General features: G+C 67.6%; 20 protein-coding genes. 13 read left to right on the top strand and 7 right to left on the bottom strand.

What is annotated here, in order from left to right; all coding sequences use genetic code 11:
- Window positions 1–4: 4 nt before the first annotated feature.
- From B7R21_RS04030 to B7R21_RS04040, 3 genes are all read right to left on the bottom strand, one after another.
- Window positions 5–454, bottom strand: coding sequence for a succinate dehydrogenase hydrophobic membrane anchor subunit (locus B7R21_RS04030; RefSeq protein ID WP_116281966.1), 450 nt, complete (start codon window positions 452–454; stop codon window positions 5–7).
- Window positions 454–879 carry a succinate dehydrogenase, cytochrome b556 subunit gene (gene sdhC / locus B7R21_RS04035; RefSeq protein WP_301182549.1) on the bottom strand — a complete coding sequence of 142 codons (426 nt, stop codon included), beginning with the start codon at window positions 877–879 and terminating at the stop codon, window positions 454–456. The genes B7R21_RS04030 and sdhC overlap by 1 nt, the downstream gene beginning before the upstream one ends.
- Before the next feature lie 101 nt (window positions 880–980).
- On the bottom strand, window positions 981–2,135 hold the full coding sequence (locus tag B7R21_RS04040) for a glycosyltransferase family 4 protein (RefSeq protein WP_116281968.1): 1,155 nt from the start codon (window positions 2,133–2,135) through the stop codon (window positions 981–983).
- A gap of 88 nt (window positions 2,136–2,223) precedes the next feature.
- Here B7R21_RS04040 and B7R21_RS04045 point away from each other — a divergent pair, with 88 nt between their 5' ends.
- The 8 genes from B7R21_RS04045 (at window position 2,224) to B7R21_RS04080 (ending at window position 11,833) form a co-directional block, all read left to right on the top strand.
- Window positions 2,224–3,345 (top strand): mannose-1-phosphate guanylyltransferase, encoded by a 1,122-nt coding sequence (locus B7R21_RS04045; RefSeq protein WP_116281969.1) that lies wholly within the window; start codon window positions 2,224–2,226, stop codon window positions 3,343–3,345.
- Window positions 3,346–3,403: 58 nt separating this feature from the next.
- The gene (locus B7R21_RS04050) at window positions 3,404–4,468 is read left to right on the top strand and encodes a BMP family lipoprotein (protein ID WP_116281970.1); all 1,065 of its coding nucleotides are present in this window, start codon (window positions 3,404–3,406) and stop codon (window positions 4,466–4,468) included.
- 207 nt (window positions 4,469–4,675) lie between these two features.
- Complete coding sequence (locus tag B7R21_RS04055) at window positions 4,676–5,788, top strand: BMP family lipoprotein (RefSeq protein ID WP_116281971.1); 1,113 nt, start codon at window positions 4,676–4,678, stop codon at window positions 5,786–5,788.
- Window positions 5,789–5,882: 94 nt separating this feature from the next.
- Window positions 5,883–7,430 (top strand): ABC transporter ATP-binding protein, encoded by a 1,548-nt coding sequence (locus B7R21_RS04060; RefSeq protein WP_116281972.1) that lies wholly within the window; start codon window positions 5,883–5,885, stop codon window positions 7,428–7,430.
- Window positions 7,427–8,707, top strand: a complete 1,281-nt coding sequence (locus B7R21_RS04065) for an ABC transporter permease (RefSeq protein ID WP_116281973.1) — start codon at window positions 7,427–7,429, stop codon at window positions 8,705–8,707. The genes B7R21_RS04060 and B7R21_RS04065 overlap by 4 nt, the downstream gene beginning before the upstream one ends.
- Window positions 8,704–10,050 carry an ABC transporter permease gene (locus B7R21_RS04070; RefSeq protein WP_116281974.1) on the top strand — a complete coding sequence of 449 codons (1,347 nt, stop codon included), beginning with the start codon at window positions 8,704–8,706 and terminating at the stop codon, window positions 10,048–10,050. The genes B7R21_RS04065 and B7R21_RS04070 overlap by 4 nt, the downstream gene beginning before the upstream one ends.
- Before the next feature lie 10 nt (window positions 10,051–10,060).
- On the top strand, window positions 10,061–10,483 hold the full coding sequence (locus B7R21_RS04075) for a cytidine deaminase (RefSeq protein WP_116281975.1): 423 nt from the start codon (window positions 10,061–10,063) through the stop codon (window positions 10,481–10,483).
- Window positions 10,484–10,534: 51 nt separating this feature from the next.
- A complete protein-coding gene (locus B7R21_RS04080; RefSeq protein ID WP_116281976.1) occupies window positions 10,535–11,833 on the top strand; it encodes a thymidine phosphorylase in 1,299 nt (432 codons plus the stop codon).
- Window positions 11,834–11,860: 27 nt separating this feature from the next.
- On the opposite strand, the gene B7R21_RS04085 is transcribed toward B7R21_RS04080, so the two are convergent.
- Window positions 11,861–12,808, bottom strand: coding sequence for a nucleoside hydrolase (locus B7R21_RS04085; RefSeq protein ID WP_116281977.1), 948 nt, complete (start codon window positions 12,806–12,808; stop codon window positions 11,861–11,863).
- 84 nt (window positions 12,809–12,892) lie between these two features.
- On the opposite strand from B7R21_RS04085, the gene B7R21_RS04090 reads away from it, so the two are divergent.
- The 5 genes from B7R21_RS04090 (at window position 12,893) to B7R21_RS04110 (ending at window position 16,970) form a co-directional block, all read left to right on the top strand.
- A complete protein-coding gene (locus tag B7R21_RS04090; protein ID WP_116281978.1) occupies window positions 12,893–14,104 on the top strand; it encodes an adenosylhomocysteinase in 1,212 nt (403 codons plus the stop codon).
- A 13-nt stretch (window positions 14,105–14,117) separates the two neighbouring features.
- Complete coding sequence (locus tag B7R21_RS04095; RefSeq protein ID WP_116281979.1) at window positions 14,118–14,945, top strand: IclR family transcriptional regulator; 828 nt, start codon at window positions 14,118–14,120, stop codon at window positions 14,943–14,945.
- A 111-nt stretch (window positions 14,946–15,056) separates the two neighbouring features.
- Entirely contained in the window at window positions 15,057–16,178 is a 1,122-nt protein-coding gene (locus B7R21_RS04100) for an adenosine deaminase (RefSeq protein ID WP_116281980.1), read from the top strand.
- Between the two features lie 9 nt (window positions 16,179–16,187).
- Window positions 16,188–16,634: a PTS sugar transporter subunit IIA gene (locus tag B7R21_RS04105; protein WP_116281981.1), complete on the top strand. Its 447-nt coding sequence runs from the start codon at window positions 16,188–16,190 to the stop codon at window positions 16,632–16,634.
- Window positions 16,635–16,697: 63 nt separating this feature from the next.
- Complete coding sequence (locus B7R21_RS04110) at window positions 16,698–16,970, top strand: PTS sugar transporter subunit IIB (RefSeq protein WP_116281982.1); 273 nt, start codon at window positions 16,698–16,700, stop codon at window positions 16,968–16,970.
- Between the two features lie 66 nt (window positions 16,971–17,036).
- Here B7R21_RS04110 and B7R21_RS04115 read toward each other — a convergent pair whose 3' ends face one another.
- Genes B7R21_RS04115 through B7R21_RS04125 form a run of 3 tightly spaced genes read right to left on the bottom strand, consistent with a single transcriptional unit; the run spans window position 17,037 to window position 20,397 of the window.
- Complete coding sequence (locus B7R21_RS04115) at window positions 17,037–17,840, bottom strand: IclR family transcriptional regulator domain-containing protein (protein ID WP_116281983.1); 804 nt, start codon at window positions 17,838–17,840, stop codon at window positions 17,037–17,039.
- Window positions 17,837–19,564 carry a phospho-sugar mutase gene (locus tag B7R21_RS04120; protein WP_116281984.1) on the bottom strand — a complete coding sequence of 576 codons (1,728 nt, stop codon included), beginning with the start codon at window positions 19,562–19,564 and terminating at the stop codon, window positions 17,837–17,839. Before B7R21_RS04120 ends, B7R21_RS04115 begins: the two co-directional genes overlap by 4 nt.
- Window positions 19,561–20,397 (bottom strand): purine-nucleoside phosphorylase, encoded by an 837-nt coding sequence (locus tag B7R21_RS04125; RefSeq protein WP_116281985.1) that lies wholly within the window; start codon window positions 20,395–20,397, stop codon window positions 19,561–19,563. Before B7R21_RS04125 ends, B7R21_RS04120 begins: the two co-directional genes overlap by 4 nt.
- Window positions 20,398–20,416 lie beyond the last annotated feature (19 nt).

The following is a 20,416-nucleotide window of genomic DNA, read 5'->3' on the forward strand; positions in this document are numbered from 1 at the left end:
ATCGTTACGGGACCGGGCAGAAGGAGAGAGCCTGGTCCGCCGGGATCAGAGTGCTGCAGGGGTCGAACGTGAAGACGACGAGCGTGCCGAGCACGATCAGCACGACGGCTGCGACGAACAGCGCACCGAGCAGGATGCGACGCACGGTCGGGTTCGACGCGTAGTCGTTCACGATGGTGCGCATGCCGTTCGAGCCGTGGATCATGGCGAGCCAGAGCATCACGACGTCCCAGATCTGCCAGAACGGGGTGGCGTACTTGCCCGCGACGAAGGCGAAGTCGATGGCCTTGATGCCATCGCCCTGCACGAGGTTCACGAAGAGGTGGCCGAAGATCAGGATGATCAGCAGCACACCAGAGGCGCGCATGTAGATCCAGCCGTACTTCTCCCAGTTGACGCGGCCCTTCGAGGCGCGCTGCTGGGGCTGGCGGGGGGACTCGATGATCGTCGACATCAGTGGGGCTCCGTAAAGACGTTGTGGAGATGGATCGGGGCGAAGCCCAGCGTTCCGATGACCCAGACGGCGATGACGATCCAGAACAGCAGGCGCTGGTACTTCGCGCCCTTGCTCCAGAAGTCGATGAGGATGATGCGGAGCCCGTTGAAGGCGTGGAACATGATGGCGATCACCAGCGCGGTCTCACCGAGCCCCATGATCGGGTTCTTGTAGGTGCTCATGACCGCGTCGTAGGCGCCGGGCGAGACCCGGATCATCGCCGTGTCGAGCACGTGAACGAGCAGGAAGAAGTAGATGGCCACACCGGTGATCCGGTGGAGCACCCACGACCACATGCCCGTATTGCCGCGGTACAGGGTACCGGCCGGCCGTTTCGACGAACTCCGGGCTGTGGTGAGCGTCGATACCGCTTCATTGGGCACGAGCAACCCCCTTTGGTTAAGGATGGGTTCGTGGCCCCGGCAACAGTTCTGGAACGCACGAATTCTGTATCAGCATAATGTTCGCATCGTGAAATGTCTTGTTAGGAGAGCCTTACCCGACGCTGCGCAGTGGGTTCAAGTCTAGGCACGCCGATCACCGATTCGTAGTGCTTGACGAGCTCGTCGCAGACGTTCGTCCACGTGCGGCCGAGCACGGCACGCCGACCCGCCTCACCGAACCGCAGTCGCAGTGTCTCGCTCGCGACCAGATCCTCGACGAGCTGGCGGAGCTCTGACGGATCCGCCGGGTCGTAGAGGTACCCGTCTGTGCCGTCGGCGACGAGGTCGATCGGCCCGCCGGCGCGGGGGGCGACCACAGGCAGACCGGCTGCGTGCGCCTCCTGCAGGGTCTGGCCGAACGTCTCCTCTGTACCCGTGTGCAGAAAGAGGTCGAAAGCGGCGTAGGCATCGGAGAGCGCCTCTCCGCCGAGCCGCCCGAGGAACGTGACGGGCATGCCGTCTGTCGCCCGGGCGACGGATGCCTCGCTCGGACCGTCGCCGACGACGGCGAGATGGATGCCCGGCACCCCCCTCAGCTCGGCGAGCCGTTCCACCTGCTTCTCCGGCGCCAGGCGTCCGACGTACCCCACGACGACCTCGTCTCCGTTCGGGCGGAGCCGCTCCCGGATCTCCGCGGCCGAGGGCCGCGACCGGTTGTTCGGGTGGAACGCCTCGAGGTCGACACCACGGGCCCACCGCTTGAGTCTCGGAACGCCGATGCTCTGCAGATCATCCATCGATGCGCTCGACGGAACGAGGGTGAGGTTCGCGCCCTCGTGCACCCACTTCACGAACTTCCAGGTGAGCTTCGTCGCGGGCCCGAGATGGTTGCGTTTCGCATAGCCGGCCATGTCGGTCTGGAAGATCGCCACCGAGGGGACGCCGAGCCGGTTCGCCGCGGCGATGGCCTGGGCGCCGAGGAAGAACGGAGAGGCGGCGTGCACGACGTCCGGTTCGAACTGGGCGATGAGGCGTTGTACGAGCAGGTTCGGAAGCCCGACCGGAAAGCTGCGGTAGCGCGCGGCCGGCACCTCGAAGACCGGGAATCCCCGGTAGTGCGACGGGGCGTGCGCCGCCGGGCAGATCACGATGGCGTCGTGGCCTTCCCGGGCAAGATGATCGAGCACCTTGCAGACGCTGTTGGTTACTCCATTGACGGTGGGGAGGAAGCTTTCGGTCACGATTGCAACTCTCATGGCTTCCACGGTAGGAAGCGAGTGTGGCGTTCCCATGAATGCGGAGTGACTGCGGGGTGCACATGTGGCTATCGGTAAGGTGGGGCGCATGAGTGCACACAACGACCTGATCGGGCGTTTCTACAGCGTCATCCCGGCCGGCGGAATCGGTTCGAGGCTCTGGCCGCTGTCGCGGGCGGATGCTCCCAAATTCCTGCACGACCTGAGCGGTTCGGGCCAGAGTCTGCTGCGCGACACCTGGGACCGGTTGGTGCCCCTCGCGGGCGAGCAGCGCATCATGGTCGTCACCGGCCGCGCCCACCGGGCTGCTGTGGAGCGGCAACTGCCCGCGCTCGCCGATGAGAATGTGGTGCTCGAGAGCGAGCCCCGTGAGTCGAGCGCTGCGATCGGGCTGGCGGCGGCCATCCTGAATCGGCGGGAGCCGGGCGTGATCATCGGCTCGTTCGCGGCCGACCATGTGATCGGGCATCCCGAGCAGTTCCGTGACGTGGTGCGTGAGGCGATGGTCACCGCGGATGCGGGCTACATCACCACCATCGGCATCATGCCCACCGAGCCCTCGATCGGGTTCGGCTACATCCACGCCGGCAAGCCGCTGGGGGTCGAGGGCGCTCCCGGGGCAATGTTCGTCGACAGTTTCGTCGAGAAGCCCGACCTGAAGACGGCCGAACGCTACGTCAAGACGGGCAAGTACCTCTGGAACGCGGGAATGTTCATCGCCCGCGCCGACGTCCTGCTCGAGCAGATCGGCCGTTCGCGGCCCGACATGCTCGCCGGCCTGATGGAGCTCGCGGAGGCCTGGGACACCCCGCGCCGAGGCGCCGTCGTCGACCACATCTGGCCCGAGCTCGAGAAGATCGCGATCGACTACACCGTTGCCGAGCCGAGTGCGAAGGAGGGCAAACTGGCGGTCGTGCCCGGAACGTTCAGCTGGGACGACGTGGGCGACTTCGCCTCGATCGCGAAGCTGCACTCGGGTGGCCGGAAGAGCGAGCTCGCCATCCTCGGCAAGAACGCGCGCATCCTCTCGGATTCCTCCAGCGGCGTCGTCGTCTCGAACAGCAACCGGGTGATCAGCCTGATCGGTGTGGAGGACATCATCGTGGTCGACACCCCCGATGCGCTGCTCGTCACCACGAGCGCACACGCCCAGCGGGTGAAGGCCGTCGTCGACGCGCTCCGCCTGTCGGGTTCAGGAGACGTGCTCTGACATTCCGATTGCGCAACGGCGCCGTCTGACGGCGTGGCCGACGGATAGGTTTGTTCCTATGAAGTCGACCATTCGCGCCGTTTCCGTTCTCGCCGTCGTCGCGTCAGCCGCCCTGGTGCTCGCCGGATGCGCTCCCGCTCCCGCGCCGTCGACCTCGTCGGCCAGCGCGTACTGCGCGCGCATGGTCACGAACTCGGGCGGTATCGACGACCGCTCGTTCAACCAGTCCAGCTGGGAGGGCCTGCAGAAGGCGGAGGCCGACCTCGGCATCACGGCCCAGGTGCTGGTGTCGACGAACGAGACCGACCTCGCTCCCAACGTGGAGCAGGCGGTGAACAGCGGGTGCGGCTTCGTGCTCACGGTCGGCTACGAACTGGCCGATGCAACGAGTGCCCAGGCGGCGTCGCATCCGTCGACCCACTTCGCAATCGTCGACGAGCAGGTGACCGCGCCGAACGTCAAGTCGATCCTGTTCGACACGGCCCAGGCCTCCTACCTCGCGGGCTATCTCGCCGCCGGTGTGTCGAAGACCGGGAAGGTCGCGACCTTCGGCGGTGGCAACCAGCCGCCCGTCACCCTCTTCATGGACGGATTCGTCGACGGGGTCGCCGCCTACAACGCCGCACACGGAACGAGCGTGCTGGCTCTCGGCTGGGACAAGGCGGGCCAGGACGGCGTCTTCACCGGCGACTTCGAAGACGTCAACAAGGGCAAGACGGTCACGCAGGCCTTCATCGACCAGGGCGCAGATGTGATCATGCCCGTAGCCGGCCAGGTCGGAGAGGGCGCCGCCGCAGCCGCTTCGGAGTCGGGAAACGCCAAGATCATCTGGGTCGACAACGACGGATATGACACCCTGCCGGCTGAGTACAAGTCGATCCTGCTCACGAGCGTCATGAAGAAGACCGGTGATGCTGTCGAACAGATCGTCGGAGACGACTCGAAGGGCACGTTCGACAGTGCCGCCTACATCGGTACCCTCGCCAACGGCGGTGTCGACCTCGCGCCCTACCACGACCTCGAATCGAGCCTTCCGGCCGGGCTCGCCGACGAGGTGACGGCGTTGAAGGCCGACATCGTCTCGGGCAAGGTTGTTGTGTCGTCGCCCAGCCAGCCCCGGTAACGAGCGCCGAGGAGCGTTCTGCGCCTGTTATCTGCGCCGTGCGCCAGATCCCGGCGTGAACATTTCAGCAGTATTAACGGGTCACCACGTCTTTGTAACGCTTGCGCTCCAAAGCGACCCTGAGGCAAGACGGCGCTCGTGACTTTGGGTAACGTGTATCCCCACAGCACCTGCGCCCCGCCCCGGGGCAACCTTTTGGAGGACATCTTGAGCAACACCAAACGCCGTCTGGTCTTCGGTGGCCTGGCCACCCTCGCAACCGCGGCCCTGCTTGCCGGCTGCGCGTCGGCCCCGACGACCTCGTCGTCGAATGCGCCGACTGCGTCCGCGGCAGCGAACTTCAAGCCCTGCATGGTCTCCGACCTCGGTGGCTTCGACGACAAGTCCTTCAACCAGCTGGGCGACGAGGGCCTGAAGGACGGCGCAGAAGCCGTCGGTGTGAAGCCGATCGAGGTGCAGTCCGCTGCAGAGACCGACTACGCGCCGAACATCGACAGCCTCATCTCGCAGAACTGCACACTGATCGTCACCGTCGGCTTCGCCCTCTCGGCTGCCACCGTCACCGCGGCACTCGCGAACCCGACCGTCGACTTCGCCATCATCGACGATGCTGCCGACAACAACTTCGACGGCAAGACCGACGCTCCGAACATCAAGCCGATCCTGTTCAACACGGCTCAGGCCGCGTTCCTCGCCGGCTACGCTTCGGCGAGCTACAGCAAGGCCGGAAAGGTCGCCACGTACGGCGGCATGAACTTCCCGACCGTCACCATCTTCATGGACGGCTTCGCCCAGGGCGTGGCGTACTACAACACGCAGAAGTCGAAGTCGGTGCAGGTGCTCGGCTACGACACGAAGAGCCCTGACTCGGCGACCTTCACCGGCGGCTTCGAAGCCAACGACACGGCCAAGACCACCGCTCAGAACTTCATCGACCAGGGTGCAGACGTTCTGCTTCCCGTCGGTGGCCCGATCTTCCAGAGCGCAGGCGCGGCGATCACCGACTCCGGCAAGGATGTCGCGCTGCTCGGTGCTGACGCTGACGTGTTCGACACCTTCCCGACCTACGACAGCCTCTACTTCACCTCGGTGCTGAAGGGCATCAAGCAGGCCACGAGCGACGTCGTCAAGGCAGCGGCCACCGGCGGTACCTTCGACACCACCGCCTACATCGGCGACCTGTCGAACGACGGTGTCGGCATCGCGCCGTTCCACGACTTCTCCAGCAAGATCGACTCCGGTCTGCAGGGTGAACTCGACACCATCAAGGCGAGCATCATCTCGGGTTCCATTCCCGTGACGTCGTACCTCACCAAGTAGTATCCAGCCCGTTGCGGGCACGGGTGGGGGAATCGGATTCGTCCGGTTTCCCCACCCTCTTTTTAACCATCCGACCCACAGGTAGATTGAAACAATGAAGCTCGAACTGCGTGGCATCACAAAGCGTTTCGGTTCTCTCGTCGCCAACGACCACATCGACCTGGTGGTGAAGCCCGGGGAGATCCACGCCCTGCTCGGTGAGAACGGCGCGGGCAAGTCGACACTGATGAATGTGCTCTACGGCCTCTACCAGGCCGACGAGGGCGAGATCCTGCTCGACGACGTCGTGCAGCACTTCGGAGGCCCGGGCGACGCGATGGGCTCGGGTATCGGCATGGTGCACCAGCACTTCATGCTCATCCCCGTCTTCACGGTGGCCGAGAACGTGATGCTCGGCAATGAACAGACCAAGGCCGGCGGGCGGCTCGACCTCACGGCGGCGCGGGCGCGTGTGAAGGAGATCAGCGCGCGGTTCGGTTTCGACCTCGACCCCGACGCCCTCGTCGACGACCTGCCCGTCGGTGTTCAGCAGCGGGTCGAGATCATCAAGGCGCTCAGCCGCGACGCGAAGGTGCTGGTGTTCGACGAGCCGACGGCCGTGCTCACCCCCCAGGAGACCGACGAGTTGATGGTCATCATGGGCCAGCTCCGAGACGCGGGAACCTCGATCGTCTTCATCACCCACAAGCTCCGCGAGGTGCGGGAGATCGCCGACCGCATCACGATCATCCGGCTCGGCAAGGTCGTCGGTGAGGCGGAACCGACCGCGTCGAACGCCGAACTGGCCTCGCTCATGGTGGGCCGCGCCGTCGAGCTCACCGTGCACAAAGAAGTCGCGAGGCCCGGTGACGCTGCCCTCGTCGTCGAGAACCTGTCGGTGGTGGATGCCGTCGGCCAGCTTGTGGTGAACAACGTCAGCTTCGAGGTGCACCGCGGCGAAGTGCTGGCGATCGCCGGTGTGCAGGGCAACGGTCAGACCGAGCTCAGCGAGGCGATCATCGGGCTGCAGGAGAAGGTGCTCGGCTCGATCACGCTCGACGGCCAGTCGCTCGTCGGCATGAGCGTCAACGGAGTGCTCGAGGCCGGGGTGGGCTTCGTTCCCGAAGACCGCAACCACGACGGTCTGGTCGGTGAGTTCACGATCGCCGAGAACCTCATGCTCGACCGGTCGAACACGGCACCGTTCGTGAAGCGCGGCACACTCCAGCTGAACTACCTCAACCAGTTCGCCGAAGAGAAGACCCGCGAATTCGATGTGCGTTCGCAGGGCATCCAGACCGCCGTCGGCCGCCTGTCGGGCGGCAACCAGCAGAAGGTCGTGCTCGCCCGGGAACTGAGCCGTGACCTCCGGTTGTTCGTGGCCGCCCAGCCGACCCGCGGCATCGACGTCGGCTCGATCGAATTCGTGCACAAGCGCATCGTCGAGACGCGCGACTCGGGCGTCCCCGTCATCGTCGTCTCGACCGAGCTCGACGAAGTCGTCGCGCTCGCCGACCGTATCGCGGTGATGTACCGCGGCAGCATCGTCGGGATCGTTCCCGGCAACACCTCACGCGACGTCCTCGGCCTGATGATGGCGGGCGAGGTACCCGATGTGATCACGACCATCGACACCGACACGATTGAAGGAGCGCTTCTGTGAGCGACACTGCAGTTGCCCCAACGCCTGCCCCCACCCCTCCGGCCGGCCCGTCGGCCGGTTCCGCTCCGGCGCCGAAGTCGAACCAGATCCTGCGGGACATCGCGGGCGGCAGTGTCGTCATCTCGATTCTCGCGGTGGTGCTGGCGCTGGTCGCCGGCGGCATCCTGATCGCGCTGACCGACGAGAACGTGCAGGCCGCCTCGGGCTACTTCTTCTCCAGGCCGGGTGACACGATCAATGCCATCTGGGTGTCGGTCTCCGGAGCCTACGGCGCTCTCTTCCAGGGCTCGGTCTACAACTTCGGGGCCCTCGACTTCGCGAAGGGCATCAAGCCGCTGACCGACACGCTCACCTTCGCGACGCCGCTGATCGTGGCCGGTCTCGGGGTGGGCCTCGCGTTCCGCGCGGGGATGTTCAACATCGGCGGCCAGGGGCAGATGCTCATCGCGGCGGCCGCCGCCGGTTGGGTGGGGTACTCCTTCCCGCTGCCCTACGGCCTCCACCTCGTGCTCGCCGTTCTGGCCGGCATCGCGGGTGGGGCGATCTGGGGCGGCATCGTGGGCCTGCTGAAGGCGCGAACGGGCGCCCATGAGGTGATCGTGACGATCATGCTGAACTACGTCGCCGTCTACCTCGTGTCGTACATGCTCCGAACGCCCGGGCTGCTGCAGGCGCCCGGGTCCAACAACCCGAAGACGCCGGCGATGCTGCCGACGGCGGTGTACCCCGACCTGCTCGGGCCGGGCTACAACCTGCACGCGGGGCTGCTGGTGTCGATCGCCGCGACGGTGTTCGTCTGGTGGCTGCTCTCCCGTTCGAGCCTCGGCTTCAAGTTCCGTGCCGTCGGGATCAACCCGAACGCCGCGCGGGTCGCTGGCATCGATGTGAAGCGCTCCTACGTCACCGTCATGCTGCTCTCGGGTGGGCTGATCGGTCTCGCCGGTGTCGCCCAGGTGCTCGGCACCGTCACCACGGGGTTCTCCTCCGGCATCGATGCCGGCATCGGCTTCGACGCCATCACGGTCGCCCTGCTCGGGCGGTCCAAGCCGTGGGGCATCTTCGTGGCGGGCATCCTGTTCGGTGCGTTCAAGGCCGGCGGATTCTCGATGCAGGCCGGCCAGGGCATCCCCGTCGACATCGTGCTCGTCGTGCAGTCGCTCATCGTGCTGTTCATCGCCGCGCCGCCGCTCGTGCGGGCCGTCTTCCGGCTCCCGACCCCCGGCGTGGCAGCCAAGAAGAAACCGGTCGCACTCTCGAAGGCGGTGGCAGCGAAATGAGTTCACCCATCACCGGATCGGGCAACCTCGGAGTCGAAGTCGTGGACCCGGGCGCCGTCTCGTCGGCCACCCAGCACGAGCACCCGGACTCGTCTAAGGGTCTCGAACGCACCATCATCACGTCCTGGAAGGCGCCGATCGCCTTCGGGATCTTCACGCTCATCGCCCTGGTGCTGTTCGTCGTGTTCGGTCGTGACGGCATCTCGACGTTCCGTCTCTCGAACGACAACGATCTGATCCAGCTGCCTGCCGTCGAGACTCCGACCCGCATCGCGGGCGTCGTCGTGACGGTGCTGCTACTGGTCATCGCGATCTTCGCGTACCTGCGGGTGCGGGCGAACCGCCACGTTCCGCTCTGGCTCACCAGCGTCTTCGGCGTGGTGTTCCTGTTCGGGTTCCTCGCCTGGGCAGCTGCCGGCCAGACGCTTCCCGTTCCCGGTCTCCTGGTTGGCACGGTCTCGCTCTCGGTGCCGTTGATCTTCGGCGCTATGGGCGGGGTCATCTCCGAGCGGGTCGGTGTTGTCAACGTGGCCATCGAGGGCCAGCTGCTCGCCGGCGCCTTCGCCTCGGCCGTCGTCGCGTCGATCACCGGGCAGCCGCTGCTGGGGCTCGTCGTGGCCTGCATCGCCGGCGCGCTCGTCTCCTTCGTGCTCGCCGCGTTCTCGATCAAGTACCTCGTCGACCAGGTCATCGTCGGTGTCGTGCTGAACGTGCTCGTCATCGGGCTGACGAACTTCCTCTACTCGCAGGTTCTGTCGAAGAACGCCGAGCTGCTGAATTCGCCGCCCCGCTTCGACCGCATCAACATCCCGCTGCTCAGCGAGATCCCGGTGATCGGGCCGACGCTGTTCCGGCAGACGATCGTGGTGTACCTGATGTACATCGGCGTTGCCGCGGTGTACTTCGCGCTGTTCCACACGAAGTGGGGTCTCCGCGTGCGGGCGGTGGGCGAGCATCCACAGGCCGCCGACACCGTGGGCATCAACGTCGGTGCCACCCGGTTCTGGAACGTGCTGCTCGCGGGAGCGATCGCCGGACTGGGCGGGGCGTACTTCACGCTCGGCTCGGTGGGCGCGTTCAACAAGGAGATGACGGCGGGAGCCGGCTACATTGCCCTCGCGGCGGTGATCTTCGGCCAGTGGGACCCGATCCGGGCGACGCTTGCCGCCCTGCTGTTCGGCTTCGCGTCGAACCTCCAGAACGTGCTCGGCATCATCGGTTCGCCGGTGCCCAGTGAGTTCATGCTGATGCTGCCGTACGTGCTGACCATCTTCGCCGTGGCGGGGCTGGTGGGCCGCTCGCGGGGCCCGGCGGCCTCCGGCAAACCCTACATAAAGTCCTAGGAGCACCGTCATGTCCACAGCCCCGGTCGACTGGGATGCCCTGCGCGCCGTCGCGAATGAAGCAGCCACCCACGCCTATGTGCCGTACTCGCACTTCCCGGTGGGAGTGGCGGCGATCGTCGACGACGGGCGGATCATCTCCGGCGCGAACGTCGAGAATGCCTCCTACGGGCTGACGCTCTGCGCCGAATGCGCCCTGGTCTCGTCGCTGCACATGACCGGCGGCGGCAAGCTCGTGGCGTTCACCTGCGTCGACGGTCAGGGCGGCGCACTGATGCCGTGCGGCCGCTGCCGGCAGCTGCTCTACGAACACTCCGCCGAGGGGATGCTGCTCGATACGGTGTCGGGCATCCGCACGATCGACGAGGTGCTGCCCGATGCGTTCGGGCCGCGCACACTGGTCGCATACAGCGAGGCCACGGCCGGGGCCTGAGGCCGACCCGCCCCGATCATCCACCACCACCCCCCCACCTGGGAGCACCACATGAGCATCGAAGCCCACGACGTCGTCGACCTGATCCGCACCAAACGGGACGGCGGTGCGCTGACCACCTCACAGATCGACTGGATGATCGACGCCTACACCCGCGGCTACGTCGAAGACTCGCAGATGGCAGCCATGGCGATGGCGATCCTGCTGAATGGTATGGGCCGGCCGGAGATCCGTGACCTGACGCTCGCCATGATCGCGAGCGGCGAGACGATGAGTTTCGAGGGGCTCGGCAAGACCACCGTCGACAAGCACTCCACCGGTGGGGTCGGCGACAAGATCACCCTGCCCCTGATGCCGCTGGTCGCATCGTTCGGGGTGGCAGTGCCGCAGCTCTCCGGGCGCGGGCTCGGGCACACCGGCGGTACGCTCGACAAGCTCGAGAGCATCCCGGGCTGGCGGGCGTCGCTGTCGAACGAGGAGATGTTCGAGCAGCTGCGCGACGTCGGCGGTGTCATCTGCGCGGCGGGGAGCGGTCTAGCGCCAGCCGACAAGAAGCTCTACGCGCTGCGGGACATCACGGGTACGGTCGAGGCGATACCGCTCATCGCGTCGTCGATCATGTCGAAGAAGATCGCCGAGGGAACCGCTGCGCTCGTTCTCGACGTGAAGTTCGGGTCGGGCGCTTTCATGCAGGACATCGCGAAGTCCCGGGAGCTCGCCCAGACGATGGTCGACCTCGGCAACGACGCCGGAGTGGTCACGTCGGCGCTGCTGACCGACATGCACCGGCCGCTCGGGCTGGCGATCGGCAACGCGAACGAGGTGCGCGAATCGGTCGAGGTGCTGGCAGGCGGCGGACCGGCCGACGTGGTGGAGCTGACGCTCGCGCTGGCCTCCGAGATGCTCGCTCTCGCCGGGCAGCCCGACGCGGATGTCGCGGGGGCGCTCGCCTCTGGTCAGGCCATGGACTCGTGGCGGGCCGTGATCCGCGCCCAGGGCGGGGACCCGGATGCGGCGCTGCCGGTCGCCCGCGAGACGCACACCGTGCTGGCTCCGTCGTCGGGGGTGCTGCTCGAGCAGCTCGCGCTGCCGTTCGGTATCGCGGCCTGGAGGCTCGGCGCGGGGCGTGCCCGGGCCGAGGATCCCGTGCAGCACGCGGCAGGCATCGACCTGCACGCCAAGGCGGGCGACACCGTGGTGGCAGGTCAGCCCCTCTTCACGCTGAGCGCCGACGAGCCGTCCCGCTTCGAGCGGGCCCTCGAGGCGCTCGACGGCGCCTACGCCATCGGCCCCGCGTCGGAGTACGTGGCGCGCGGCCCCCTCGTCGCGGAGCGTATCGCCCCGCGCTGACCTGCGGCGCTGCGCGGCTGGGGCAGGCTACTGAGCGGGGTCGCCGATGCGCTCGAGGGCGTCCGTCACGAGGGCCCAGAAGCGCGCGTGATCGAGTTTCACCGCGACCTGGGTGGTGCAGTCATCCGGAGCCGGTGCGCGGAAGTCCGCGACCGTCATCCCGAGCGTGAGCGTTCCGGTGAGTTCGATGTCGAGCGGCACGCGGCGGGTGGTCATGATGGTGGGATCGATCACGTAGGCGACGGCGCAGGGGTCGTGCACGGGGGGCGAATCGAAGCCCTGGTGTTCGCGGTAGGTCTCGCCGAAGAACTCCAGCAGTTCGCCGACGAAGCGGGCCGGCGCGGTGTCGATGGACGCGATGGCCGCCGCAACGGCCGGCGTTGCGAGCGCCTGGTGGGTGAGGTCGAGGCCGACCATCGTGAGCGGCCAGGCCTCGTTGAAGACGATGTGTGCGGCCTCGGGGTCGATGATGATGTTGAACTCGGATGTCGCGCTCCAGTTGCCGCCCGCGTAGGCTCCGCCCATCAGCACGATCTCCCGCACCCGCGACGCGATGCGCGGTTCCTTGCGTACGGCCATCGCGATGTTCGTGAGGCCGGCGGTGGCCACGAGCGTGATCTCGCCACGTTCGTGCGCCATGACCGTGTCGATGATGAGGTCGATGGCGTGACGCGGATCGAGGGTGATGGTCGGCTCGGGAAGCACGGGCCCGTCGAGCCCGGATTCGCCGTGGATGGTCTCGGCGACCTCGATCCTCCGCACGAGGGGCCTGGCGGCGCCGGCCGCGAACGGCACCCCGGTGATGCCGGCGACGCGCGCCACCGAGAGGGCGTTCCGCGTCACCTTGTCGAGCGTCTGGTTGCCGACGACCGTCGTGACCGCCACGAGTTCGACGTCGGGGTTGCCGTGGGCGAGCAGGATCGCGATCGCGTCGTCGTGCCCGGGGTCACAGTCGAGGATGATCTTGCGCGGCATGGCTGGTCCTTCGGCGTCGGGAACTGGATCTGGATCTAGTAACCATATATGAAATGTGTCTTCATATATGAAAGGATGTGCGGCATGACTGATACGAGAAACGACGTCGACCGAGCATCCGGAGCCCGGAGGGTGGAGTGGATCCGGTCACGCATGCCCCTCCTCACGGCGGCTCGCGAGGATTTTGCCCGCACCCGACCCTTCGAGGGGCACCGGATCGGGATGTCGCTGCACGTCGAGCCGAAGACGGCCGTTCTCGTCGAGACGCTGGCGGCGGGTGGTGCGGAGATCGTCGGCACCGGCAACCACGGCTCCACCCAGGACGACATCGTCGCCTACCTCAACGGCGTCGAGGTTCAGGGCCGCCGCCTCACGATCTTCGGCCGCCGCGACGACGACCTCGACGCGCACCACGCGAACGTCTCCCGCGTGCTCGATGCCCGGCCGAGCATCCTGCTCGACAACGGCGGGGATCTCGCGGCCGGAATCATCGCGCGCGGCGGCACGGCGAGCATCCTGGGCGGCACCGAGGAGACCACCTCGGGCGGCGACCGGCTCCGCACCGAGCTTGCGGGCCAGGTGCCCTTCCCGGTGATTGTGATCAACGACAGCCTGCTGAAGCAGATCGGCGAGAACAAGCACGCGGTCGGGCAGTCGGTGGCCGAGAGTTTCATGCGCATCACGAATCTGATGGTGCCGGGGGCGCGGTTCGTCGTGGTCGGTTACGGCTGGTGCGGGCGCGGAGTCGCGCACTACCTCCGTTCGCTCGGCGGCAAGGTGGCGGTCGCCGAGATCGACGAGTTGAAGGCGTTCGAGGCGGCGCTCGACGGGTTCCGGGTCTCGACGGCGGTCGATCTCGCGCCGTGGGCCGACGTGGTCATCACGGCCACCGGTCGCCCGGGCGTGGTCGGCACGGAGGTCTTCGACCGGATGAACGACGGAGCGATCCTCGCCAACTGCGGCCACTTCCCGTGGGAGATCGACGTGCCGTCGCTCCTTGCGTCCAGCGTCTCGAGTCACGCCGTCGACGAGGCGATCGACCGCATCGAGCTTCCGGACGGCCGCCATCTCGTACTCCTCGCCCAGGGACGCATGTTCAACCTGGCGGGTCGCTCACCCAAGGGCAACTCGATCCAGTCCATGGATCTGGGCTTTCTGCTGCAGACCCTCTCGCTCGAGCGCATCGCCCTGGAAGCCGGATCGGGGTCGCTCCCGGCCGGCGCCCAGCCGGTGCCGGATGACATCGAGCGCACGATAGCGCGCCGCATGCTCACCGCGATGTCGGCGTCGGAGTAGGGGAGGGCGGCGGATGACCGGCACTCGATCGCGCGCCGTGGATGCCCCGGTGCCGGGCCCGGACTACGCCGTTCCGGCCCTCGACAAGGCGCTCGACGTTCTCGAGCTGCTGGCCGGCAGCGACACGGGACTCAGCCAGGCGCAGATCGCCGCGGCGATCGGTCGGAGCGCCACCCAGATCTTCCGCGTGCTCACGCTGCTCGAGCGGCGCGGCTACCTCTATCGCGAGGCCGGCTCCGGGCTCTATCTACTCTCGACGATGCTGTTCGAGCTGGCGCACCGCCAGGAGCCGCTCCGCTCGCTCGTTGCCGCGGCCCTGCCCGCGATGCGGCGACTGGCCGATCAGACCCGCTCGTCGTGCAATCTCAGCGTTCTGGATGCCAGGCGGATGCGCGTGGTGGCGCAGGTCGTGAGCCCGAGCGACTTCGGGTTCCAGGTGCGTGTCGGGGCGCTGTTCCCCGTCGGCACGACGGCTTCGGGGCTGGTACAGCTCGCGTTCTCGGACGAGGGGGAAGGGGGCACGGCTGGAGCCGCAGACGCAGACGCAGACGCAGCCGCAGCCGCCGACGCCCTGCCCGCCTTGGCGGAGATCCGGGTGAGAGGGTACCTCGAGCAGCCCGATGCGCTGCAGCCCGGCGTCACAGACATCGTGTTCCCGGTGCTCGGCAGCGCGCGGGCGTTGGGCCCCGAAGGCGGAGCTCTGTCGCGCCACGCCCTCGCCGTGCTCACCGTGCCCTACGTAGCGACGAGCTTCAGCGACCGCACCAGCGATTTCGTGCGGGAGCGTGCCGGTGACGCCGCTCGCGAGATCGCCGAGTCCCTGCACGGCGGAGCCGCCTGATCCCTCGTTCCGTCGCCGCTGTCAGACGGGTCCGATAGATTGTGTTCTGCTCGGTGCTCGCACCGGAACCGCAACGGGGCCTCAGGCCTCGCACACCACAGGAGGAACCAGATGTCCGACAGAGGCGAAGAATACTTTCTGAGCGGAACCGACATCAGTATCAGTTCCCTGCCGAAGGTGTCGCTGCACGACCACCTCGATGGCGGCCTCCGTGCGGAGACGATCGTCGAGCTGGCCGACTCGATCGGGTTCGCCCTTCCGGCGGCCACTCCGGATGACCTGGCTGACTGGTTCGAGACGAGCGCGAGCTCGGGTTCGCTCGTCGACTATCTCAAGACGTTTGACGTGACGATCGCCGTCATGCAGAGCCGCGAGGGGCTCAGCCGGGTCGCCCGGGAGTTCGTTCAGGATCTCGCCGCCGACGGCGTCGTCTACGCTGAGGTGCGCTGGGCTCCCGAGCAGCACCTGTCGACCGGGCTCACGCTCGACGAGACGGTCGAGGCGGTGCAGGCCGGCATCGAACAGGGCATCGACGACGCGCGGGCGGCCGGTCGAGTCATCCGGATCGGGCAGCTCGTGACCGCGATGCGCCACGCCGACCGAGCGATGGAGATCGCCGAGCTCGCCGTGCGGCACCGCGACCGCGGCGTCGTGGGTTTCGACATCGCGGGCGCCGAGCTCGGTTTCCCCGCCGGCAACCACCGTGCCGCATTCGACTACCTCGCCCAGCAGTTCTTCCCGGTGACGGTGCACGCTGGCGAGGCCGACGGGCTCGACAGCATCCGCGGTGCCCTGTTCGACGGGCGCGCGCTCCGGCTCGGGCACGGCGTACGCCTCGCCGAAGACATCACCATCGAGCGCCAGGACGACGAGAGCACCTATGTGACGCTCGGCGGGCTCTCCCAGTGGGTGAAGGATCGAGAGATCGCGCTCGAGCTCTCACCGTCGTCGAACCTGCAGACCGGAGCGGTGAGCCGCTGGGGCGACGACCTGGCCGATCATCCGTTCGACCTGCTCTACCAGCTCGGCTTCAAGGTGACCGTGAACACCGACAACAGGCTGATGAGCAACACGACCATCAGCCGTGAGCTGGCGCTCCTCTCCGATGTGTTCGACTACGACCTCACCGACCTCGAGACATTCCAGTTGAATGCTGCTGCGGCGACGTTCCTTCCCCTGGAAGACCGTGAGGAGTTGGCTGACGTCATCTCCGAAGGTTTCGACGAAGCGTAGGCACACCGGATGCTCGCCCTTCCCGATGCGGCAATCCTCCTCGGCCGAACAGCGGCCGACTGGAGAGGCGCTGTTCTGCTCGCGGGGGAGGCGTTGCAGGCTGCCGGCTTCGTGCAGCAGTCATATGGGGCGCGGATGGTCGGCATGGTCGAGGAGTTCGGTGCCTACATCGTCATCGCGCCGGGGCTCGCGCTCGCTCATGCACGGCCCGGGCCCGACGTGCTGGCGCCGGGGATGTCGGTGGTGACGCTCGCGGAGCCCGTGGTGTTCGGGCATCCGTACAACGACCCGGTGTCGGTTGTGCTCGGGTTGGCCGTGATCACAGCCGATGAGCATGTGGCGGGCATCGCGGAACTGGCGAACGTGTTCAACGACCCGGCCGCTCTCGGCCGGCTCGGCGCGGCTCGGAGTGCGGCAGACGTGCGGGCGGTCTTCGAGGCTCCGGGAGTATTGTGACCGGTGACCCGGTGGCCGACTCACAGCCGCCCACCGCCCAGCCGAAGACCGACGGAGAATGACATGAAGATCGTGGCGATCTGCGGGGCCGGCGTGGGTACGTCGGGAATCCTCAAGGTGAACGCCGAGCGGGCCCTGGCACGCCTCGACATCGAAGCCGAGGTGACCGCCGCCGACTTGGCCAGCGTGGCCGTCGCTGCGGCCGACGCGCAGGTGATCCTCACGTCGCCGGAGTTCGTCGACCGGCTCGGCAAGACGAACGCCGACGTGATCGTGGTGCAGAACTACTTCGATCTCGACGAACTGTCGGCGAAGCTCGAGGCCGCGCTCGGCTGACGCCGCCCCGGGTTCCCCGCCCAGCGACCATCAACCGCCCGGCGACCGTCAGCCGCCCGGCGACCGTCAGCGGCCGAATCGCTCCGCCCGCTCGGCGAGCACGAGGTCGGCCGTGATCGCGCTCGCGGCGGCCTGGAGCGCCGGCAGGTACTTCTCGCGTACGGTGTCGCTCGTGCCGGTCGACGCCGCCGTCGAGATGTTGATCGCCGCGACGACCGCGCCGCTCTCATCGCGGAGGGGCGCCGCGATCGAGCGGAGGCCCGGTTCGAGCTCCTGGTCGACCACCGTCCAGCCGGCGCTCCGCACCCGGTCGAGCTCTTCGATGAGGGCGCTCTCGGAGACGACGGTGCGTTCGGTGAGTGCCTGCAGCTTCACGTGGTGCAGGTAGTCGTCCAGGGCATCCGGTGCGAGGCCGGCGAGCAGCACACGTCCCATGGATGTCGCGTAGGCGGGCAGCCGGGTGCCGAGGTTGATGCCGACCGACATGATGCGGTGCGTCGGAACCCGCACCACGTAGACGATGTCGGCACCGTCGAGCACGGCCGCCGAGGTGGCCTCGCCGATCGCGTGGGAGAGTTCTTCGAGGTGCGGCTGCGCCACCTCGGGCAGAGTGATGCCCGAGAGATAGCTGAACCCCAGCTCGAGCACCTTCGCCGTGAGCGCGAAGTCCCGGCCGTCGCTTCGCACGTAGCCGAGCTCGATCAGGGTCATCAGGAAGCGCCGGGTGGTCGCCCGGGTGAGCCCGGTGGCGCGGGAGATGTCGCTCAGCGTCATGCGCGGGGTGTCGCGGGAGAACACACGGATGACACTCAGGCCCCGCGCGAGCGATTGTACGAATCCGCTGCTGGGGCCGGGAATCTCGTCTGTCACGAGACCAGCTCGCGCATGCCCGCCTCGAGGGCCCCGAGTCGGAGCGCCACAGACTTCTTGCGCTTCTCCAGCCTGCCCGAGGTGCTCGAGACGTCGATGTAGACCTTGAGCTTCGGCTCGGTTCCGCTGGGGCGAACCATGATGCGCGATCCGTCGTCCATCCGGATGCGCAGGATGTCGCTCGGCGGAAGGTCCCCTGAACCCGCCGCGAGATCGTCGATGGCGGCCACGTCGATGCCGCCGATCGTCGTCGGCGGTGCCGCGCGCAGCCGACTCATCACGGTCTGGATGAACGTGAGGTCGCTGACCCGCAACGAGATCTGTGCCGAGCCGAAGTGACCGAACTTCTCGCTGAAACGGTCGAGCTGGTCGTCGAGCGTGAAACCGTCGACGGCGAGGTCGCTCGCGAGCGCCAATAGTGCGACTGCCGCAGAGATTCCGTCTTTGTCGCGCACGGTCTGCGGGTTGACGAGGTAGCCGAGGGCCTCCTCGTAGCCGAAGATGAGCCCCGGCACGCGGGAGACCCACTTGAAGCCGGTCAGCGTCTCTTGGAACCCCAGCCCATACGCCCGGGCGACCGCGGCGAGAGCGGGGGAGGAGACGACGGAGCAGGCCAGCGTGGGGCGCGCCATGCCGTTGGGTGCCGACGCCTGCCCGCTGCGCTCCGCGGCGTGGGCCTCGGCGGCCCGCCAGCCGAGCAGCGCTCCCACCTCGTTGCCGGTCAACCGGCGGAAACCCGAGTCGGCCCCCTTGTCGGGCACGGCTATCGCCAGGCGGTCGGCGTCGGGGTCGTTCGCGATGATGAGCTGCGCTCCGCCGGAACAAGCCGCTGCATAGGCCAGATCGAGGGCGCCGGGCTCCTCGGGGTTCGGGAACGCGACCGTGGGGAACCGGGCATCCGGCCGGATCTGCGCCGTCACCACGTCGGGTTCGATGTACCCTGCCGCACCGAGCACGCGCGAGAACGTCTCCCAGCCCACGCCGTGGAGGGCCGTGTAGACGACGCGCGGTTGGGCCCCGATCTCCGCAGCCGGAAGCCAGCTCACCGCGGCTGTCTGCGTGACGTAGGCCTCGAAGACCGATTCCGGCGCGAGTTCGTACTCACTCGAACGGGGCAGCTCCGAGATCGGCCCGGCCGCCGCCACGCGAAGGATGTGGGCCTCGATCTCGGAGTCGACCGGGGCGATGATCTGCGACCCCTCGTCGGCGTCGCCGAGATACACCTTGTAGCCGTTGTCGTTCGGCGGATTGTGTGAGGCCGTGACCATGACGCCGGCCGACGTGCCCAGGTGCCGCACCGCGAAGGCGACGAGCGGAGTCGGCAGCAGGCGCGGCAACAGGATCGCCCGCACACCCGCCCCCGCGAGCAGCTCGGCGGAATCGGTGGCGAAGACCTGGGAGTTCTTTCGCCCGTCGTAGCCCACGACCACCGAGGGCACCTCGCCCGGGGCGGCGCGTTCGAGCAGGAAGTCGGCGAGACCACGCGCTGCCTGGGCCACGAGAACACGGTTCATGCGGTTGGGTCCCGCCGCGATGGCGCCGCGGAGCCCGGCCGTGCCGAAGGCCAGCCTGCCGTCGAAACGGTCGGCGAGCTCGGCGACCGCCGTCTCGTCGCCGCCCTCGGCTGCCGTGACGAGCGCGGTCAGTTCGGCACGGGTCTCCTCGTCGGGATCCTGCGCGATCCAGGCGTGGGCGGCGGTGGCGAGCTCGCCGCGCGCGCTCACAGGGCCGCCACGATGCGGGCGAGGAGGGCAGTGATGACCGGCTCGGCCTGCTGGCCGGCCTCGAGCACCTCTCTGTGCGAGAGCGGCGTCTTCTGGATGCCCGCCGCGAGGTTCGTGATCAGCGACATGCCGAGCACCTCCATGCCCGCCTCGCGGGCCGCGATCGCCTCGAGGGCAGTCGACATGCCCACGATGTGGCCGCCGATCGCCTTGGCCATCTGCACCTCGGCCGGGGTCTCGTAGTGGGGCCCGCGGAACTGCACGTAGACGCCTTCGTCGAGTTCGGCATCCACCGACCGGGCGATGTCGCGGAGGCGCTTGGAGTAGAGATCGGTGAGGTCGATGAAGGTAGCGCCCTCGAGCGGCGAGTCGGCCGTGAGGTTGATGTGGTCGCTGATCAGCACCGGGCTGCCCGGCTTCCACGTTTCGCGGACGCCGCCGGCGCCATTGGTGAGGATCATCACCTTCGCGCCCGTCGCCGCCGCCGTTCGCACGCTGTGCACCACCCGGCGCACGCCGTGGCTCTCGTAGTAGTGGGTGCGCGCACCGATCACGAGGGCGTGCTTGCCGCCCGGCAGACGTACCGAGCGGAGCGAGCCGACGTGGCCGACCACGGCGGGCGCGCTGAAGCCGACGATCTCGGTGGCCGGGATCGTCGCGACGGTCTCACCGATGAGATCGGCCGCCTTCGCCCAGCCGCTGCCGAGCGTGAGCGCGATGTCGTGCTTCTCGATGCCGCTCTTCTCGGCGATCTGGCCGGCCGCCTCGCGGGCGATGTCGAAGGGGCTCGAGTCGGGCTGGTCGAGGGGGTTCAGGGTTGCTGCAGATGACATGCCTTTACTGTAGTTAACA

The sequence above is a fragment of the Subtercola boreus genome (assembly GCF_003399625.1).
Taxonomy (GTDB): domain Bacteria; phylum Actinomycetota; class Actinomycetes; order Actinomycetales; family Microbacteriaceae; genus Subtercola; species Subtercola boreus_C.

Bases quoted from the DNA above. Each gene is read 5' to 3' on its own strand.
- B7R21_RS04030 (WP_116281966.1), bottom strand. From the start codon at position 454: ATGTCGACGATCATCGAGTCCCCCCGCCAGCCCCAGCAGCGCGCCTCG.
- B7R21_RS04110 (WP_116281982.1), top strand. From the start codon at position 16,698: ATGAAGATCGTGGCGATCTGCGGGGCCGGCGTGGGTACGTCGGGAATC.
- B7R21_RS04125 (WP_116281985.1), bottom strand. From the start codon at position 20,397: ATGTCATCTGCAGCAACCCTGAACCCCCTCGACCAGCCCGACTCGAGC.
- B7R21_RS04075 (WP_116281975.1), top strand. From the start codon at position 10,061: ATGTCCACAGCCCCGGTCGACTGGGATGCCCTGCGCGCCGTCGCGAAT.
- B7R21_RS04050 (WP_116281970.1), top strand. From the start codon at position 3,404: ATGAAGTCGACCATTCGCGCCGTTTCCGTTCTCGCCGTCGTCGCGTCA.
- B7R21_RS04070 (WP_116281974.1), top strand. From the start codon at position 8,704: ATGAGTTCACCCATCACCGGATCGGGCAACCTCGGAGTCGAAGTCGTG.
- B7R21_RS04045 (WP_116281969.1), top strand. From the start codon at position 2,224: ATGAGTGCACACAACGACCTGATCGGGCGTTTCTACAGCGTCATCCCG.
- B7R21_RS04060 (WP_116281972.1), top strand. From the start codon at position 5,883: ATGAAGCTCGAACTGCGTGGCATCACAAAGCGTTTCGGTTCTCTCGTC.
- B7R21_RS04085 (WP_116281977.1), bottom strand. From the start codon at position 12,808: ATGCCGCGCAAGATCATCCTCGACTGTGACCCCGGGCACGACGACGCG.
- B7R21_RS04100 (WP_116281980.1), top strand. From the start codon at position 15,057: ATGTCCGACAGAGGCGAAGAATACTTTCTGAGCGGAACCGACATCAGT.
- B7R21_RS04095 (WP_116281979.1), top strand. From the start codon at position 14,118: ATGACCGGCACTCGATCGCGCGCCGTGGATGCCCCGGTGCCGGGCCCG.
- B7R21_RS04080 (WP_116281976.1), top strand. From the start codon at position 10,535: ATGAGCATCGAAGCCCACGACGTCGTCGACCTGATCCGCACCAAACGG.
- B7R21_RS04090 (WP_116281978.1), top strand. From the start codon at position 12,893: ATGACTGATACGAGAAACGACGTCGACCGAGCATCCGGAGCCCGGAGG.
- B7R21_RS04105 (WP_116281981.1), top strand. From the start codon at position 16,188: ATGCTCGCCCTTCCCGATGCGGCAATCCTCCTCGGCCGAACAGCGGCC.
- B7R21_RS04040 (WP_116281968.1), bottom strand. From the start codon at position 2,135: ATGAGAGTTGCAATCGTGACCGAAAGCTTCCTCCCCACCGTCAATGGA.